This window comes from Tolypothrix tenuis PCC 7101 (genome assembly GCF_963874875.1).
GTDB classification, from domain to species: Bacteria; Cyanobacteriota; Cyanobacteriia; order Cyanobacteriales; family Nostocaceae; genus Aulosira; species Aulosira tenue.
Map to the genome: position 1 here is coordinate 6,458,875 of NZ_CAWNJS010000001.1, position 18,641 is coordinate 6,477,515.

At 38.5% G+C, this 18,641-nt stretch carries 12 protein-coding genes; 7 read left to right on the forward strand and 5 right to left on the reverse strand.

The window, feature by feature from the left end:
* Positions 1 to 220 precede the first annotated feature (220 nt).
* On the forward strand, positions 221 to 592 hold the full coding sequence (locus tag AACU25_RS25540; protein ID WP_096580465.1) for a hypothetical protein: 372 nt from the start codon (positions 221 to 223) through the stop codon (positions 590 to 592).
* Between the two features lie 99 nt (positions 593 to 691).
* The gene (locus AACU25_RS25545) at positions 692 to 1,330 is read left to right on the forward strand and encodes a histidine phosphatase family protein (protein ID WP_045871203.1); all 639 of its coding nucleotides are present in this window, start codon (positions 692 to 694) and stop codon (positions 1,328 to 1,330) included.
* A gap of 421 nt (positions 1,331 to 1,751) precedes the next feature.
* On the opposite strand, the gene AACU25_RS25550 is transcribed toward AACU25_RS25545, so the two are convergent.
* Positions 1,752 to 2,345 carry a nuclear transport factor 2 family protein gene (locus tag AACU25_RS25550; RefSeq protein ID WP_096580467.1) on the reverse strand — a complete coding sequence of 198 codons (594 nt, stop codon included), beginning with the start codon at positions 2,343 to 2,345 and terminating at the stop codon, positions 1,752 to 1,754.
* Positions 2,346 to 2,493: 148 nt separating this feature from the next.
* Between AACU25_RS25550 and AACU25_RS25555 the strand changes: the two genes are divergently transcribed.
* The 3 genes from AACU25_RS25555 (at position 2,494) to AACU25_RS25565 (ending at position 10,640) form a co-directional block, all read left to right on the forward strand.
* Positions 2,494 to 7,944: an AAA family ATPase gene (locus AACU25_RS25555; protein WP_096584052.1), complete on the forward strand. Its 5,451-nt coding sequence runs from the start codon at positions 2,494 to 2,496 to the stop codon at positions 7,942 to 7,944.
* Positions 7,945 to 9,684: 1,740 nt separating this feature from the next.
* A complete protein-coding gene (locus AACU25_RS25560) occupies positions 9,685 to 9,921 on the forward strand; it encodes a hypothetical protein (protein WP_096580471.1) in 237 nt (78 codons plus the stop codon).
* 26 nt (positions 9,922 to 9,947) lie between these two features.
* Positions 9,948 to 10,640, forward strand: coding sequence for a DUF5906 domain-containing protein (locus tag AACU25_RS25565; RefSeq protein WP_321206777.1), 693 nt, complete (start codon positions 9,948 to 9,950; stop codon positions 10,638 to 10,640).
* Between the two features lie 239 nt (positions 10,641 to 10,879).
* On the opposite strand, the gene AACU25_RS25570 is transcribed toward AACU25_RS25565, so the two are convergent.
* The 4 genes from AACU25_RS25570 to AACU25_RS25585 form a co-directional block, all read right to left on the reverse strand.
* On the reverse strand, positions 10,880 to 12,304 hold the full coding sequence (locus tag AACU25_RS25570) for a type I restriction enzyme subunit R domain-containing protein (protein ID WP_321206770.1): 1,425 nt from the start codon (positions 12,302 to 12,304) through the stop codon (positions 10,880 to 10,882).
* Entirely contained in the window at positions 12,304 to 13,398 is a 1,095-nt protein-coding gene (locus AACU25_RS25575; protein WP_096580475.1) for a HigA family addiction module antitoxin, read from the reverse strand. The genes AACU25_RS25570 and AACU25_RS25575 overlap by 1 nt, the downstream gene beginning before the upstream one ends.
* Positions 13,391 to 13,720 carry a type II toxin-antitoxin system RelE/ParE family toxin gene (locus tag AACU25_RS25580; protein WP_045868478.1) on the reverse strand — a complete coding sequence of 110 codons (330 nt, stop codon included), beginning with the start codon at positions 13,718 to 13,720 and terminating at the stop codon, positions 13,391 to 13,393. Before AACU25_RS25580 ends, AACU25_RS25575 begins: the two co-directional genes overlap by 8 nt.
* A gap of 166 nt (positions 13,721 to 13,886) precedes the next feature.
* Positions 13,887 to 15,386, reverse strand: a complete 1,500-nt coding sequence (locus AACU25_RS25585) for an N-6 DNA methylase (protein ID WP_096580477.1) — start codon at positions 15,384 to 15,386, stop codon at positions 13,887 to 13,889.
* 398 nt (positions 15,387 to 15,784) lie between these two features.
* On the opposite strand from AACU25_RS25585, the gene AACU25_RS25590 reads away from it, so the two are divergent.
* Entirely contained in the window at positions 15,785 to 16,765 is a 981-nt protein-coding gene (locus tag AACU25_RS25590) for a hypothetical protein (RefSeq protein WP_096580479.1), read from the forward strand.
* A gap of 256 nt (positions 16,766 to 17,021) precedes the next feature.
* Positions 17,022 to 18,596, forward strand: coding sequence for a fdxN element excision recombinase XisF (gene xisF / locus AACU25_RS25595; protein ID WP_096580481.1), 1,575 nt, complete (start codon positions 17,022 to 17,024; stop codon positions 18,594 to 18,596).
* Positions 18,597 to 18,641 lie beyond the last annotated feature (45 nt).

Consider the following 18,641-nt stretch of genomic DNA (forward strand, 5'->3'; position numbering starts at 1 on the left):
AACTATCAATTACCCATTACCCATTACCCATTACCCATTACCCAGTCCCCATTACCCATTACCCATTACCCATTACCCATTACCCATTACCCATTACCCAGTCCCCATTCATTGATAGAGTTAACTTAGCGATCGCTACCCTAGTCTTTCAAAGTTGTAATATTTACGTTCTCTGACATGAGAATACCCTTAAATGGAATATAAGTACTGGAAAAATCTCATGGCTGACCTGAATGGTACTTGGCTAGGAACGTACTGGCAACAAGGAGTGCCTAGCCGCTTTGAAGCAGTCTTTGTTCAAAGTGGCAATGCTCTCAGTGGCTCAATTTTAGATGACAATTATTTAGGAGAAGCCCAAATCCGTGGTGAGGTTAATGGGCGTAGTATTAGCTTTACTAAGCGGTATTTAATCACCTCTCCTGCACCAATTCAATACATTGGCACTCTCTCGGAAAATGAAGATTATATCCAGGGACAATGGAATATTGGTCGTCGTTTCTTTGGCCCTTGGGAAGCGCGACGCAGTGGCGACAATTTGATGGCTGAGTTAAATACTCGGATTCAAAAGCAGATTCCTCAGGCGACGGGGTGAGAAGAAAAGGCAGGGGGGCAGGGAGCTGGGAGCAAGGGGGAAATAAGAAACACCGAACACCTAAAACCAAACGCCAAACGCCAAAAAAGGAACAATATTTTGAGCTTAACTCTTTATTTTCTCCGTCACGGACAAACAGAATGCAGCCGAAATAATGCTTTTTGCGGTTCGCTAGACTCTGAATTAACGCCCGAAGGTTTGGCAATGGCTAAAGCTTTTGCTGCTGCATATAGTTCTACACCTTGGAGAGCAGTGTTTTCTAGTCCGATGCGGCGGACTGTGTTGACAGCAGCGCCTTTGTGTGAATTGTTAGATATCCAACCAGAACTACGGGATGGTTTAAAGGAAATTAATTATGGTAAGTGGGAAGGAAAACCGCCGGAAGTGATTAGCCAAGAATATCACGATGATTATCTGCGTTGGTCAGCCGATCCCGCATGGTACGCGCCAACTGGCGGAGAAATGGCAATTACTATAGCTCATCGTGCTATCCAGGTAATTGAGGAAATCAAACACCTTTATCAAAGCGGTAATGTTTTAGTCGTTTCTCACAAAGCAACCATCAGAATTATCTTGTGCAGCTTATTGGGTATTGATGTGGGACGCTTCCGGTATCGTATTGGTTGCCCGGTTGCTTCTGTGAGTGTTGTAGAATTTAGCTCTCACGGGCCGCTGTTGCGTTCTTTGGCAGATAGGACGCATTTAGATGAGCATTTACGGAATTTACCAGGAACTTGAGTCTTGATTGAATCAATTTACTGAATTTCTGGGATTTTTGCAGGGTTAATTGAGCAATCATGTAGTATTGTAAATTACATGACTTTTTCAGGCTGCGATCGCTTTTCTTGAGAATGAGAGATAGGATTGGTTGTTCCTGAAGATGCAAAATCTTGGTGTTTTCGTTACTAACATTGAAATATTGGTCACCGAAGTTACAACATTTCATGCTTTGCAATTAATGAGCAGAAGCACGACAAAATTTAAAATTGATTAACTTGTTAGTCAGTAATGGCAATAAGTAAATGATTTACCATCACTATTACCATTATGACAATCAGGTAATTCCAATTCAAAAAATATTCCATTATTATTGCCGACATTCAACAGTCAACAACTTGAAGCAGAATAATTGATTTTTTGGAGTTTCCTAAAAATTAACCTAGTTTGAAGGCATCATTACACGTTGAGCACTAGGAGGTGAAGAAAGGTTCAAGAAGGTGATTAATTTTAGTGTGCGACGGCTAATTTTCCAACGCCCATTTTGTTGGATAACCTCATCTTCATAAGTACCATTAGCAACATCAATGCTAGTATCAGAACGTTTGTGAGTTGCATGGAGATAGGAAGTCATCGTTGCATTATTACCATTAACGTTAATGTTGATTGTACCTATCAAATGCTGGGTAGCTACATAGCCATTCCCTTGGAATACACTATAAACAAAATCCGCCCAAGCATTGGTGCCGATATATGTCTGGCTGTCTCCATTAGGGAAAACTGCTGTAATCGTTGCATTCGGTGTAAAGCAGTCCGGATAAATATTCTTTCCTCCTTGGAGATCTCCTCTCCCAATTGCATCTGTTCCCAAAGCGTAGCAAACCGTCAATTTTTCAATATCTAATTGAGCATTAGGTTGCGACGCAGAAGCAAATTGAAATGTCCCCCCCAGTAGTACAAGTACAGTAGCAATCACTGCTATTAAGGTTGTCATACCTGGAAAACTCATCAATCTCTGATATTTGTTTTTTTTCATTTAATTTTGCTACCCTACGTAAGTCATTACCAATTGTTCTACTTGGAATTGCCCATCTAAATATAGATGTCAGTGTTTTTACAGCAATGCTAAATACTGTTGCATATTTGGGAATACTAAATGCGAAACTCGCAAATATACAATGAGTATGGTTAGCACTCTAGTTAGTATTCCCGGATATCAAGTAAAAGAAATCATTTATGATGGTTCCAAAACTTTGGTATATCGAGCAATCCGAGAACAAGATTCCTTAAGAGTAGTCATCAAACTGCTGAAAAATCCTTATCCTAGCTTTAGTGAGCTGATACAGTTTCGTAATCAATATACTATTGCTAAAAATCTTGACTTCCGAGGAATCATCCAAACCTATAGCTTAGAACCTTACCAAAATGGTTATATATTGGTGATGGAAGACTTTGGGGGAATTTCCCTCAAGGATTATTTTACTCAGCAGGCTTTACATATCAAGTCTCTACTGGAATTTTTAGCAATTGCTGTATCTCTGTGCGATACCTTAGATTTTCTCTATCATCATAAAATTATTCATAAAGATATTAAACCTGCCAATATTTTAATTAATCCCGAAACAAAGCAAGTTAAATTAATAGATTTTAGTATTGCTTCCTTACTCCCAAGAGAAACCGAATCCCTAAAAAATCCTCAAGTTTTGGAAGGAACAATATTCTATCTATCACCCGAACAAACGGGGAGAATGAATCGGGTAATTGACTATCGTACTGATTTTTATTCGTTAGGCGTAACTTTTTACGAATTATTAACTGGTCAATTACCATTTCAATCAGCAGACTTGATGGAGTTGGTACATAGTCATATTGCTAAAATGCCTGCAGTATTAGGAAACAGGGAAGAGATTCCACCAGTGCTGTCAGATATTGTGATGAAACTGATGGCGAAAAATGCGGAAGACCGTTATCAAAGCGCCTTAGGATTAAAGCATGATTTAGAAAAATGTTTAGAACAAATCACAGAAACCGGGGAGATTGGTGATTTTGAAATTGGTAAGCGGGATATTTGCGATCGCTTCCTCATCCCTGAAAAATTATATGGTAGAGAAAAGGAAGTTGAGCAACTATTAGCAGCATTTGCCAGGGTTTCTCAAGGTGATAGCGAACTCATGTTAGTTGCTGGGTTTTCTGGTATTGGTAAAACTGTCGTAGTTAACGAAGTTCATAAACCCATTGTTAAACAACGGGGATATTTTATTAAAGGCAAATTTGACCAGTTTAATCGAAATATTCCTTTTTCAGCATTTGTGCAAGCATTTCGGGATTTGATGGGGCAATTACTCGCTGAAACTGATACTCAAATCCAACAATGGAAAAGTAAAATTATTCAGGCATTAGGGAACGATGGACAAGTAATTATTGATGTTATTCCTGAATTAGAAAGAATTATTGGTCAACAACCACCTGCAATAGAATTATCTGGGACTGCGGCTCAAAATAGATTTAATTTATTATTCCAGAATTTTCTACAACTATTTACCAGCAAAGAACATCCTTTAGTAATATTTTTGGATGATTTACAATGGGCTGATTTGGCTTCACTGAAGTTAATTCAATTATTAATATCAGAAACAAATCAAGGATATTTACTCTTAATTGGTGCCTATCGAGATAATGAAGTCTCGCCAGCACATCCGTTGATTATGACTTTAGATGGCATTAGCAACGCGGGGGCAATTGTAAATACACTCACCCTGCAACCTCTGAGTCAATTACACTTGAATCAACTCGTAGTTGAAACATTAAAGTGTGCAGAAAATTTGGCATTACCTCTTTCGCAATTGATTTATCGCAAAACTCAAGGTAATCCTTTTTTTGCTACACAGTTTCTCAAGTCATTACATGAAGATGGATTAATTATTTTTAATTGGCAAGAGGGCTGCTGGGAATGTGATATTGCTCAAATCAACCAGCAAACACTCACTTCAGATGTTGTTGAGTTTATGGTATTTCAATTACAAAAATTACCAGAATTGACTCAACAAGTATTAAAGCTTGCTGCTTGTATTGGCAACTCTTTTGATTTAAATACATTGGCGATTGTTTGCCAATTATCGGTGGTAGAAACGGCTGCGTCTTTATGGAAAGCCTTACAGTCAGATTTTATTTTGCCCCAAAGTGCGGTTTATAAGTTTTATCAAGATACTGAAGAACAAACTCAACTGACAATTAGCGATCAGCACAGCTTAACGCCTTTGGCGTATCGCCACACAGCTAAGTATAAATTTTTGCATGATCGCATCCAACAAGCAGCTTATTCTCTGATTCTGGAAGCAAACAGACAAAAGACACATTTACAAATCGGGCGATTGCTTTTACAAAGTATTCCCGCAGCCAAACAAGGAGAAAAGATTTTTGATATTGTCAACCAGTTAAATATTGGTAGGGTATTCATTTATGAACGCCGAGAACTAAATCAATTAGCGCAATTAAATCTGATTGCTGGAACAAAAGCGAAAGCTGCAACTGCTTATACTGCGGCTGTGGAATATTCTTTGATTGGGTTAGAATTACTTGATGAAAATAGCTGGGAAAAGCAATATCAATTAACATTAGAATTGCATACATTAGTTGCTGAATCTGCTTACTTAAGTGGCGATTTTGAGAATATGCAACACTTTACAGCAATTATTCTGCAAAATGCCAAAACATTACTAGATAAAGTTTCTATCTACGAAATTCAGATTACTGCTTGCATTATGCAAAGCAAACAAATAGAAGGAATCCAAATTGCCCGCTCTATTCTGCAACAATTAGGCATTGAATTTCCCGAACAACCAACACCCTTAGATATTCAACAAGGTTTACAGCAAGTTATTGACAATTTACAGGGTAAAGCCATCACGGAATTAGTTCATTTACCGATAATGACAAAACCCGAAAACATCGCAGCAATGAAAATTTTAATGCGAGTCCTTCCTGCGGCTTTTCAAAGTGATCCGGTAATGGTTCCCTTAATCACCTTTGCAATGGTTCAGTTATCGATTAAATACGGCAATACACCCGTTTCTGCCTATGGTTATAGTTTGTATGGATTGCTGCTTTGTGGAGCCTTCAGTGATATTAACGCTGGCTGTGAATTTGGTAAATTAGCTTTGGGCATATTATCCAAATTTAATTCCTCAGAACTAAAAGCGAAGATCTTGACTGTTGTTAATGCACACATAGCCCATTGGCAACAGCATATTAAGGACACATTAGCACCTGCAATCGAAGGTTATTCTACAGGATTAGAAACAGGTGACCTCGAATATGCTGGTTATTGTGCTTATATTTATCCAGTTCATTCTTTTTGGTTAGGAAAGGAACTAGAAATTTTAGAGAAAGAATTTAGTATTTATGTTGATTCTTTAAAAAAAATCAAGCAGCAAGTCGCTTTCTATTGGAGTTCAATTTATTATCAAACTGTGTTAAATCTTCAGGGTAAGTCTGAAAATCTATATAAGCTAATTGGCACAGCATATGATGAAGAAACGATGTTAATTACACATCAAAAAGCCAATGACTTGTATACAATTAATCACCTGTTTGTTAATAAACTATTTATCAGTTATTTATTTTATGATTATGACCAGGCATTAAAAAATGCTGAAATAGCAGAACAGTCTCTAGGAGGAGTTACTGGGCTAGTTGTTGTGCCTCTGTTTTATTTTTACGATTCTTTAGTACGATTAGCTTTGTATTCTAGAGTTCCAGTTTCTGAACAACAAGCAATTCTAGAAAAAGTCCAAACTAATCAGGAAAAAATAGAAGTTTGGTCTAATCATGCTCCGATGAATTATTTACATAAATTCAGCCTAGTAAATGCAGAAAAATATCGAGTTTTAGAAAGAAAATATGAAGCTGGAGATTGGTATGATCGAGCTATTTCTCTTGCCAAAACTAACGGTTACACTCAAGAAGAAGCCTTAGCCAACGAACTTGCTGCTAAATTTTACCTTGACTGGGAAAAAGAAACAGTCGCCGCAGGATATATGCAACAAGCATACTATTGCTATTCCCGTTGGGGCGCTAAAGTTAAAACCAACGACCTAGAAAAACGCTATCCTCAACTCCTCAAACCCATCCTGCAACAACGACGAATCAACCTCAATCCCTGGGAAACAATTTCGACTATAGCCTTTCCTCAAACATCTTCATCTGCTCATAGTTCCACGGCTAGTACCAGCAATATTTCTGAAATTCTAGATTTTACCAGCGTACTCAAAGCGGCTCAAACTATTTCTAGCAGTATCGAATTAGATCAACTCCTCACCAGCCTCTCCAAAATTATCTTAGAAAACTCCGGTGCCAAAAAAGCTGTCTTAATTCTTCCCCAAGAAAATACTTGGCAAATCCGAGCAATTACCTCTATTAATTCTCAAACCCAAATCCAAACATTGCTCGAACAACAGTTACTAGATACTTATCAAGATGTACCACGAAAAATTATTAATTACGTTACCAATACTCAGCAAACAATAGTTATAGATAACTGTCAAACAGAGATATCTGGGTTAATTAGCGAATATATACTTACACATCAACCAAAAAGTATATTATGCACACCAATTATTAACCAAGGAAATTTAGTAGGTATTCTCTATCTAGAAAATCAACTCACAAGCGGGGTATTTACCCAAGAACGCTTGCAAGTAATTAATCTACTTTCCTCCCAAGCAGCCATCGCTTTAGAAAATGCTCGACTTTATCAAAAAGTTCAACAAGCACTAGAAGATTTACAACAAGTCCAATTACAAATTGTCCAAAGTGAAAAAATGTCAGCTTTGGGAAATTTAGTAGCAGGTGTAGCACATGAAATGAACAATCCTCTCGGTTTTATTTCTGCCAGCCTGAAACAAGCTAAACCCACAATTGCTGATATTAACGAACACCTAAAATTGTATCAAGCAACTCTACCTAATCCAACTGAAGAAATTATTGATCACGCCGCAGAAATTGACCTAGATTACATCCAAGAAGACTTACCGAAGATAATGGATGCAATGGTTATGGCTTGCGATCGCCTGAAAAATATCAGCACTAGTCTTCGCACTTTTTCACGAGCAGATAAAGATTACAAAGTACCTTTTAATATCCATGAAGGTATCGATAGCACCATTTTAATTCTGAAACATCGTCTCAAAGCTAACGAACAACGTCCAGCTATTGAGGTGGTTACTGATTATGGTAATTTACCACAGGTTGAATGCTTCCCTGGACAATTAAATCAGGTATTTATGAATATTTTAGCCAATGCCATTGATGCTCTAGAAGAAGCAAATAATGGGCGGAGTTTGGCAGAAATTCAAGCAAATACTAACCAAATTACCATTAAAACTTCATTACAAGGTAAGCAAGTAAAAATTTCTATTGCTGATAATGCTCTGGGGATGAGTGCAGAAGTAAAACAGCAGATATTCGAGCATTTATTTACTACGAAAGCTGTAGGTAAAGGCACAGGATTAGGATTGGCGATCGCTCGGCAAATTGTAGTAGATAAACACGCTGGGTTACTGGAATGCAATTCCTCTCTAGGAAAAGGGACTGAGTTTATCATTCAAATACCTATAACGAGCCTAAATGAGCCGTAAACTTTTTCGTTGACGCAGGGAAAAGCCTTGAAAATTTTACTTAGGGACTTCCAGAAATTAAATTATTCATTTTTACACAGCGAAGACCATAATTGTATTCTTCCTCCTCTGCTATAGCTCTTTTACACCACTTTTGTATCTAAAGTTCAATGATTTGATTAACTTTGCTCAGAAATTGGGGGTTGAAGATAAAAGAGCGATCGCATTAATACTCTGGCATTTCTCGTTAGTGCGATCGCACACAACTTAATTCTGCTTGAAATCAAAAATATAATGGCTATAGTAGCGATCGCTAGCGAAAGTACGAATAATTAAATCTCTCTCTTCCTTGGTAAAAGGATTAACGCCCTGTTCCTCGGAATACACTATTTACACCACTTTTGTATCTAAAGGTATCCAAAAACGTCCAAAAATGGCATAAAGACTAGAACGATTGTCCTCTATATTTTCAGGAAGTAGAAACCAAAAACCCCTTGAAATCGTTGATTTCAAGGGGTTTCGAGGAGTATGCCAGGAACCAGACTTGAACTGGTGACACGAGGATTTTCAGTCCGAGGACTATTTAGTATCTGCAAGTGTTTCGAGTAATAAAACATTTATTACACCCAATTTACACCCAATTTATTCCATTGTCGATCTGTACCTTGTCTGGTTCTAAACCTCATCTAACTTGAGAACTGTAGTTTTTTACCAAAGTTTTGCGATCGCTTACTACCCTGCGGGAACGCTAAGAGCGCTAAACGAAGCTATGACGTACTCCTACGGGGAAGCAAGCTACGCCCAGCGTCTTTGTTAGAAGAAGGCTTTACGTTGCCATAACACAACAAAATAATTAAAAACTCTAGGGTTCAACATGGACGAGGTTTAGAGGGTGAATTCCTAAACTTGCCTTCTTAGCTAGATAAATTTATATCGAAATTTTGTCAGGGAGAAGAACGGGGTAATTTAGCTCAACTGCTTGAAAACTCCACTGACCTAGCTAATAGAGTCTGTCGCTGCCTAAATACTGAACTACTTTACACTTGTTTACAATATTAGCCAAAAAATCCATTCATCATTGACCCCGTATAAGCTGAGTTAGTGTACAAAAAGCTCCAAATTGCAACGTTAATTGCCATTGTGAGCATAATTATTCACCTAGTATAGAGACAATAATTATTCTTGTATGGGCAATTCCAAACCTCAAGATTATCAGTTTGTTACTAAGCAGGTAATGTCTGAAGTAACTGGTTTATCAAGTAACACTTTGAAGAAATATAGACTTCAAGGAAAATTGCAGAGAGATATTCATTGGATCACTCTAAATTCAAGAGTTGTGAGATATAACATAATCCTTGTGTTGGATTGGGTGCAGAACCACATTAGTAATCCTGAAGCCCACTTGAGAGCCATTGAAAATTATTTGGCTGACTTACCTTCTAACCAACCAAAAAGAAGACGCAATCGTTCTCAGGGGAAATGATTTAGATCTACAATAATTGTGCTGCTCCGAGGAAAACAGATGATCATTTGATTCGGATAAGCAACTAAGAAATTCTTCTCAAGATCCTCAATAAGGAAGTAAAAATACTTGCTACTCAAGTAGATATTTACTACCTGTTCTGTTTGCACAAAAAAAGCCATTAGTCAGCAATTATTGCTCTACTTATGACTCTGGTAATTATAGATTTTTTCTTTTTCTAAACTATGAGTATACCAAATAATGAAGATTTTAGGAACAACCTTGTTCCTAATTTATCTATGTCCTCTTCATCCGAAGCAACTTCATCCTATATATGTGCTAGGCATTTAGAAGAGTGGGTGAAGGGGAGTGGAGTTTCGGAACAAATTACCCGCCTCAATGTTAAAACACTCGAAGATAATGAGGAAATAGCACAGCATTTAGGCTGGAAAAAATATAAGCACACTGCTGGTTGGTGGTGTAGTGGCATCAATCCCAGGAATGGATTACCGATAGTGTTACTCTTTCATCTCTGAACAACCATCAATTCCAAGCCGGGAACATTTATGGCAAACGATTAGTATGTATCAACGATGCTGATGACTATCGAGGGAACATAGAAATACTGAAAAATATCACTGGCGGAGATGAGATTAATATCGAGCATAAATATGAGATGCCTTTCACAGCAACTTATACAGGAATGCTAATGATCACTGCTAATCACCTTGTCTTTAATGCGAGTGATTCAGGATTAGATCGACGTATGATTATTTTTAAGTTCAACCGTCTAGTTCCAAAAGTTGACCCAGATTTTTCAGCAAGTCTTTCTGCACAGATCTCTGGTTTTACTAATTATCTACTTAGTATTCCAGAAGAGGAAATTATTCAGACTTTAATTGACAAGGTTGATGAAAGTGGAATGATAGCTGAGAATGAATTGGAGTTTTTACTACAAACAAATTCTGTTGCTGACTGGTTGAATAATAACTATGTCTACGATCGCAATAATCAAATTCCTATTGGGAGCAACAAAGACGAAATAAATCAACTCTTTGGAGATTATTGCAGTTATTGCTACAAAACCTTGTCTAAAATGCGTACTAACAAGGAGTTTAGCCCAGAGATTATCCGTTTAGGAAGGGGAAAACTGGAGAAAGTGAAAACTAGTGGCGGTTTCGTAATTCGTGGGCTTAAACGTGATGATTCGGGAGGAGTAGTCGAAGCTATCATTCGCGAATCTTATTCCAAATAAACTTGTCTTTCTCACCCTGCATACCCTTCACTCCCTGCATTCAGTCCTTGAAAAGCTTATTATACTAGGACTTAATGAATGCAGGGTCTTTAGGGTGAATGCAGTGAGGACATAACTTAACTGCATCACCCTACAAATTAGTTAAGTCAAGCCTTCCAGCTATCATCAATCACTTTAATGCAGGATGTGGAGGGTGAAAATGAAAAAGGTTTAGTCCTTCAATTTAGTAAGTTTGTCCATTAGTAATATTGCTTGATATAAGCATAAGCCTTTTCAAAAAGTTCTTTATCTTGGTGCAGAGCATATTTAAATAGGGTTTTCCGTAAGGCTTGCTTGACTTCCCGTTCTCCAGCACTTGTTTTCTGCCAACCAGGGAAGCGTACTAAGCGTACTATTTCGTCAATATCATTAACAATTCGCTCCACCATTTTAGGCGTTTGCTCATTACGGACTTCCAAAAATAGCTCTGTCAACGCTGCCTTACCCCGGTCTTCATCTTCCTCTGGAGGTGTGTCTTTTTCTGTTTGCACCAGGTCACGAGCTAAGTCAAGCAAATCCTTGAGGAAGGCTACACTATGAATTTGTCCTTGTTCATGGCGTTCTTTCAAAGCTTCTAGACGCTCTGATAAAGCTCGAAAGCGGGGATTATCAATATGTTGGCGAAGTCTTCTAGCAACTTTAATCTCAATTTCCTTGGCTTTGTTCCTGGGATCTGCGGAATTTAGCACCACCTCTAATAATTCGGCATCCAGGACGATTTCTTCGAGGTCATCACGCACTGCTTCTACACGTACGTTTTGGTGTATTAGCTCAATAGTTTTAGCTCCGAGTGCGTGCCAGAGCAGTTTACCCATGCCAGTTGTCGGTTGAACTGAAATGTAAACCTGGGAAAGCCACTTGTAATCAGTTTCATACTTGACAAGTATGGGATCTGGTGATAATGCTTCCCATAAATTAGCTAGGTAACTGTAATCGGCAGCGAAGTTATCACGCACATCATTGTTGGGTAAACAATCCTGCGCTGCAATTAGTCCTTCATAACCAGTAAGGGTACGATCTACTCCTGGGAAATATGCTAAACATTTCTGGACTGCACCAGGAAGTTCATTCTTTAAGGCACTAATTCCAGAAACAACCTGCTGGAAGCCTTGCTCGTCAAAGTCTAAAGCTTGGGCGACATCATCAAATACGCCGAGATAATCCACTACCAAACCATGTGTTTTTTTATTGCCGTAGGTACGGTTAGTGCGACAGATAGCTTGGAGTAAGGTATGTGCTTTCAGTGGCTTGTCTAGGTACATCGCCTGGAGGATCGGAGCATCAAATCCTGTGAGTAATTTGGCGGTGACAACCAAAATTTTCAATGGATCATTGGGGTCACGGAACCGATCTAAAAGTTTTTCTTCTTGGTCACGACTACGTAGATAAGGTTTTAATCGCTCATCTTTACCTGTAGCGGAAATAATTATTTCGCTGGCTTCTGGAGGCAGATGTTGATCCAGTTCTGCTTTATATAAAAGACAGCATTCTTGATCGTAGGTAACGACCATGCCTTTAAAGCCATTGGGAGAAACTTTTTGTTGGTAATGTTCAGCGATGTCGGCACAAATTGTGGTAATCCGGTCTGGAACTTTCACCAGCACTGCCATTTTAGAAATACTCACTAAAAACAAAAACTCTCCTTGAACCTATTCATCCAAGAGATAGGAATTATACAATCATGTTGAAGTCGTCCTACAACGATAGCGGGATGAATACCTATACGCTCTGCAAAATCAACAACATCAGCTTTAGATTTAAGTTGGGCTAATTCTCCATCGTACTGAGGTGGTATCAAAAATTCTCGCGCCCATTGATCTGCTTCGCGTTCTGCTTCAGATGCCAAACTTTCCCCACTATCCCATTCATCCAGAAAAATATTTTCTTTATCATGAAGTAGGATATGTGCTGCTTCATGGAAAAAATTAAACCAGAAGCGGTCATTGGTCTTACCATAAAGTGAAAGTTGAATCAATGCTTTGTGGGGATTTAGCCACCGCGCTACACCACTGACGTGCGCTCTCTTAATTGCTGGTACTAAAACCAGCACAACCCCTGCTTCTCGGCACAACTGTTGCATCTTTGGTTCAAATTCCTCTGGTGGTAACACCGTCAAAGTGCGAATTTCCTGCACTGCTTTTTCAAACTTTGGTTTACTGTATTTGGGACAGTCTAGTTTTTCTGCTTCTATTTCACCCAAACGTAACCAAGCAGAAATAGCAGCAACATCACTTTGTTCGTCGCGAGTGCGACGAAAGTAAACTTCCATACCAGCATAGTAACTTCGCCACTCGTCCGGCGAAGCCACACCGAAAAAATGTAATAACTTTTTTACCAAGCTAGGTTTATTCTTGGCAATTAAATGGCACTTAGGAATAACACCTTGGTTCATCAATTCTTTGACTGGTAATTGATCTAACCAAGATGTCCACCCCTTTAAGCGGTTTTCTTCCTCTTTCCTTGCTAAAGCGGCACGATATTGGGCTTCACGATTGAGCCAGAATGCTGCTGTACTTCCCAGAACCCGTTCTAACTTCATGGCAGTTTCTTCATTGATGGGTGCTTTGCCATTAATTAACTGACTGATATGTTTCGTGGTGTAGCCTAAACGCTCTGCTAACTGTACTTGTGTCCAATCACGCTCTTCTAAGAAATCAGCGATAGTATCACCAGGGGGAGAAACCCAATCTGGTGTAAAGGGACGGGTTGTCTTAATCATGGTAATCTCCGATGAAAACAATACAAACAGCAGTGACTTTTGACCAATCAATGCTTCCATCCTCATTCAAGGGGATGGGTTCGTTATCTGGCTTGAATACAAGTCGTGTACCACCTTCTAGGTCTACTGCAAATTCACCTGCTCTATCTCCCGTTAAAGGATGGGGACGACCCATAACTAATTCCGTGACACAACTAACAGCAGCAAGATCCGCCAATCGGGTTCTCAATTTCTTGGCACAGTTTGCACCCAATTTTCTTTGCGCTAGGTCTTGTTGCTCGCATAGTTTTTGTAGTTTGCGATCGCCGAAAGTGATTTCCATTCGTTACTTGACTAATACAAGTTTACCACTTTGGTAAACAAATTTGTTATGTCCAGAGAACATATCATATCAATAATGCTTTACCATTTTGGTAAATAAATTTTTTATACTATTGTTGCCAACTAGGTTTTAGCTAATTCTTTACCATTCCAGTAAATAAATTAGTTTACAAGGAATCCAGCATATCAACTAAGGCATCCATTTCTTGCCAAAAAGCTCTACTACCCTGTTCCCAGTCTGCCCAAACTTCTGCTAGCGTCTTGAGATCCTCAGTTTGGCTATTAGCTGTTTTTCGCCGCACATAAAGCGGGATGGACAAGCTATAGTCCTGGGCAGCAATTTCCTCTAAAGTAGCAACTGTAGCAAAGCCAGGGTCATTACTGTAACTTTGATACGCACTGAGAATACGTGACTGATGTTCTGGTTTGAGAAAACTTTGTCCTTGCACACGAGCTACTTCATGAACAGCATCAATGAATAAAATCTGCCCTTGACGTTTTGGTGGCTTGCGAGTACAGCAAATCAGAATACAAGCTTCCATTGGCGAATTGTAAAACAGGTTTGCTCCTAAACCAAGGACACATTCCACTAAATCAGCTTCAATCAGCTTTTTACGCATCTCGGCTTCTTCTTTACGGAACAGTACCCCATGCGGGAAGAGAATTGCACAGCGTCCTGTTTTTGCATCAAGACTTTTCAAAATGTGCTGAAAAAAGGCATAGTCAGCTCTTCCTTGAGGAGGTGTTCCTAAAAAATTACGCTGCCAAGGGTCACTTTGAAACTTCTCCCGGTTCCACTGTTTAATAGAATAGGGGGGATTAGCAAGAACTACATCAAAAGTTTTTAGTTGATCGTCTTCACTAAAAGCGGGATTTTCCAAGGTATCACCGCGCATGACTTGATAATCATCTACACCGTGCAGCACCAAATTCATGCGAGCAATGGAAGCAGTTGTTAAATTCTTCTCTTGCCCGTATAACTTGCCAAAGAATGTCCTTGCATCTCCACCTTTATTGCGTAAATGGGTGACAGCAGCAAGTAGCATTCCTCCTGTACCACAAGCTGGATCATAAACTGTTTCCCCTTCTTGGGGATCTAACATATCTACTATCAGATGTACTACACTACGTGGGGTGTAAAATTCCCCAGCTTTATTCTTGGTAGTATCAGCAAACTTCTTGATCAAGTATTCATAGGCATCGCCCATGACATGACTGTGGACACGCTTGTTGCTAAGGTTGAGAGCAGAGAAGTGTTCAATAAGGTCTTTTAGCAGTTGATCAGACAGCTTTTCCTTGTTTGTCCACTGAGCATCCCCAAATACACCGTATAAATGTTTCTGGTTGGCAACTTCAATATTCCGCAGGGCATTTTGCAGAGCAGTACCCACATTACTAGATGCTTCACGCACGTCTTGCCAGTGGCTACCTTCAGGAATTTGAAAGCGATGTTCGTCGGGGAAGTGTTCTCCATAGTCGTCAATCATTGTTTGACGTTCTTCGTCCCAGACATCGCAAATGCGCTTGAAGAACAGCAATGGCAGAATGTAACTCTTCCAATCGGTGCGATCCACGGGACTTCCACGCAGAATATTCGCTGCTTCCCATAAATGGGATGACAACTCAGGCAAGGTGATGGAAGTTTCAAATAATGTTCCCTGGATCATGTTGCTCTGTACTAAAATGGGCAGGAGTTTCCTGGGCTTGGTTTTATCAGCACAAACTCTTACCAAGATTTTTCCTGGCGATAACAACTTTAACTTGTTTTTACCTCCAATAATCTGCTGTTTACTCTTACCACAACCATGCAGATTTGTTGATTTTGGTGATATTCAATAATTAAATAAATACTAAAAAAACGTTGCCACCTTGAAAGGTGTAGTATTTTAAATCCTATTTTGCCTTAAATTTTATTTAATTACTTAAGCTCATAGGTCAAATAATACGTGTCTGTGGTCTAGAAAATGAAATCATTGCTAGAGTGTATCTACCCAAAGAATATGGTTTATGCGATCGCCACACCCAAAAGCAGCAATGATGTTTATTCAATAAAATTAGGTGAAATATGAAACAGCTATATGATGTAATTCTAGACGAAACTATCTATGAAATATTTGATAATAATGGTTTATCTAGAGAAGTGCCATTGAGAGAATTTATAGCCCTATCATCAGCGAAAGCATTTGCTGATGATAAATTATTGGGTATCAAACGTCAACACATACCTTTTAAATTAATTAATTTACCTGATAAACCTCAAACTGCTGATTTTTGTAATTTAGCTAACGCTATTAGCAATATTGCTGCCTTTGATTTTGCTCCTGAAAATCGTAACCAGGGAATTTGGATGCGATGTGTTCAACTATATTGGCAAGCTAAAGCCATATTGTTATCAAATAAAATATTTCCTCTCATCCCAGATCCAACTCATCCTGGCGGTTCAATTGAACAAATATTACCACCAGATGCACTCAAAAACCTAAAATCAGAGACTGACGCTGAAAAAGCTATGTATGACCTGTTTAAGGCAGGAGAATCTGAAATTATTTCTTGGGCAGAAAGCAAAAACATTAAATATCCCTTTGCAAATTTTCAAGAACTATTCATTCATATACTTAAAGCTAGATTTACAAGAGATGTACAAGAAGAGGCATTCAGACTAAAACCATCTTGGACTAACCAGAGAGACAAAAAACAACACTATCGTAAGTGGCTAAAATACCTTAGCAATCACGATATAGCTCAAAATCTTGAACAAAAATATTACCAGATACTCATGGATATGAATTGGGAAGGTTACCCACTGATAGCATTGAGATCTCAACAATCAAACATACAATTTAAAAAGCTTTGGCAAGTTTATCTCAAAACACACAGAGCGTTAATAGGGATAATTGACACTAATCTCTACTGGAAAAATAGTATTCCTTACCAAGCCAAAAATACCAATCAAAGAGTTACAATTCATGGAATTGTCAACTCATCAGGCTATTTTGAATGGAAGTGTGAGCAAAAGGAAATATTCTCTTTTAAAGACTTTGCTTAATATTACTTAAACAAATTAGACACAAACTCAATTTCTATTATTACCCTGATATAAAAATATTAGGGTATTTTTTTGCAAAATAATTTCTTGAATAAATAAAGGATTAATTTGAATAATTTCACCATTCAATAATCTTTAAGTTTATTGTTAGGAAATAAGGAGCTTTGTGCATAATCAACTCAAGTGGATTACGCACAAAAAAGCTGGTAGAATTAGCTATTAAACCCCTAATCTTAGAATTAACAATGAAAAAGATATGGAACTATTAGACATTGGATATGCTCGTGTTTCTTCTCGTGAACAAGCTGAAGATACAAATGCTTTAGAACAACAAATAGCTAGATTGAAAGATGCTGGAGCAAAGCACATTCTTACTGATGTTGAGAAAGGCAAGAAGGATGACCGTACCCAGTATCAAGAATTGATGCGACTTGTTGAAGCAGGTAAAATCAGGACAGTTATTATTACTAGAATTGATCGCATTACTCGTTCTTTACCTACTCTGAGAAAAATTGTTGACATCCTTCAAAAGCATGATGTTAACCTAGTGATTCTTGATCAAAAAATGGATTTAAGTACCCCACAAGGGAAACTCATGCTTAATATGTTAGGGGTACTAGCTGAATGGGAAGTCGATTTACTGTCAGAAAGAATTAAGCGAGGTAAAGAACACCAGCGAAAACAAATCTGGGCTAATGGCTCTTGTCCTTTCGGTTTAGTTGTCATTGATCACCAATATTTTTTGGATCTCACCCCTTTTCTGTGTCTATTGACAGATCGACCAGAAAACTATCGAGATTTTTACAGTGATACGATCAACGAAAAAGAAATCCAACATTTGCCGCACCGAACAATAGCTGAAGTTGCCAGAGATTGTATTGAGATTTTTCTTGAGGTAAGAGGTATCACCTCTGCGATCAAGAAAATTTTTGATAAGTATGGTGTTTGTAAAACTAAAGCTAAGTCTAATGGAACAGACAAAGTTCTTCATTGGACTAAACGAGGTTTGTCACTCTGGCTTCAGAATCCAGTTTTGGATGGGCATACTTGCTATGGTAGGGATGAACGAACTGCTGATGGTAAAAGAAAGAGCAAGCCTCGTGAAGAGTGGCAAATAACATACAATACTCATCCTGAACAGCGACTTCTCAGAGATGGGGAAGCTGAAGAAATTCAGCGAATCATTGCAGCAAACATTAAAATGTGCGGTGGGGCATTTGGAACTAAGCACCGTAAAGAAGAATATCGTCCTTATGCTTATCAAATTGGTTTAGTTTACTGCGGGGAGTGTGGTTCTCGCTGTATTCACAAAGGAGTTTACACTGCATCTAAGCAGTATAGGTACTATGCTTGTCGGCATTCTGGGGTAGGTTGTAATAATTCCAAAAATGTTAAACAAACTGACATTGAAGAAGCTATGATTACAGCATTACTGGAGAAATCTCATCATCTGAGTCAGGATCATCACAAGACAACTGATGTAGTTCCCTTTAAAACTGAGCGTTTGCAGAAGCTAGAAGCACAACTCGCTTTCTTAGAGCAGTTTCCTGGATTTAACCCTAGTGCAGAGGATCTTAAAGCAGAACTACAACGCCAGATTGAAGAAGAAACTAATTTCTTTCAGTCCAAGCAGCTTGAGGACAAGACTGTTGAGGAAATTATTCAAGTAGGCAATAACTTAGGAATTTGGCGATCGCTGTCTAACAATGAGAAGGTTCAGATATATCGTCGCATAGTACATAGAATTTTCATTCGTGATGGTCAAATCGAATCCATTATTTTTCAAAACACCTCTTCTGGCAAAGTGGAGAACCATGATGAATGTGCTTGAACTTCTGCGACTAAAACAGTTAAGGTTTGAAGTTGCGAAGCAACT

Excerpts from the sequence above, each read along its gene's own strand:
- AACU25_RS25540 (WP_096580465.1), top strand. The coding sequence starts at position 221 with ATGGCTGACCTGAATGGTACTTGGCTAGGAACGTACTGGCAACAAGGA.
- AACU25_RS25550 (WP_096580467.1), bottom strand. The coding sequence starts at position 2,345 with ATGAAAAAAAACAAATATCAGAGATTGATGAGTTTTCCAGGTATGACA.
- AACU25_RS25555 (WP_096584052.1), top strand. The coding sequence starts at position 2,494 with ATGGTTAGCACTCTAGTTAGTATTCCCGGATATCAAGTAAAAGAAATC.
- AACU25_RS25560 (WP_096580471.1), top strand. The coding sequence starts at position 9,685 with ATGTCCTCTTCATCCGAAGCAACTTCATCCTATATATGTGCTAGGCAT.
- AACU25_RS25575 (WP_096580475.1), bottom strand. The coding sequence starts at position 13,398 with ATGATTAAGACAACCCGTCCCTTTACACCAGATTGGGTTTCTCCCCCT.
- AACU25_RS25580 (WP_045868478.1), bottom strand. The coding sequence starts at position 13,720 with ATGGAAATCACTTTCGGCGATCGCAAACTACAAAAACTATGCGAGCAA.
- AACU25_RS25585 (WP_096580477.1), bottom strand. The coding sequence starts at position 15,386 with ATGATCCAGGGAACATTATTTGAAACTTCCATCACCTTGCCTGAGTTG.
- AACU25_RS25590 (WP_096580479.1), top strand. The coding sequence starts at position 15,785 with ATGAAACAGCTATATGATGTAATTCTAGACGAAACTATCTATGAAATA.
- xisF (WP_096580481.1), top strand. The coding sequence starts at position 17,022 with ATGGAACTATTAGACATTGGATATGCTCGTGTTTCTTCTCGTGAACAA.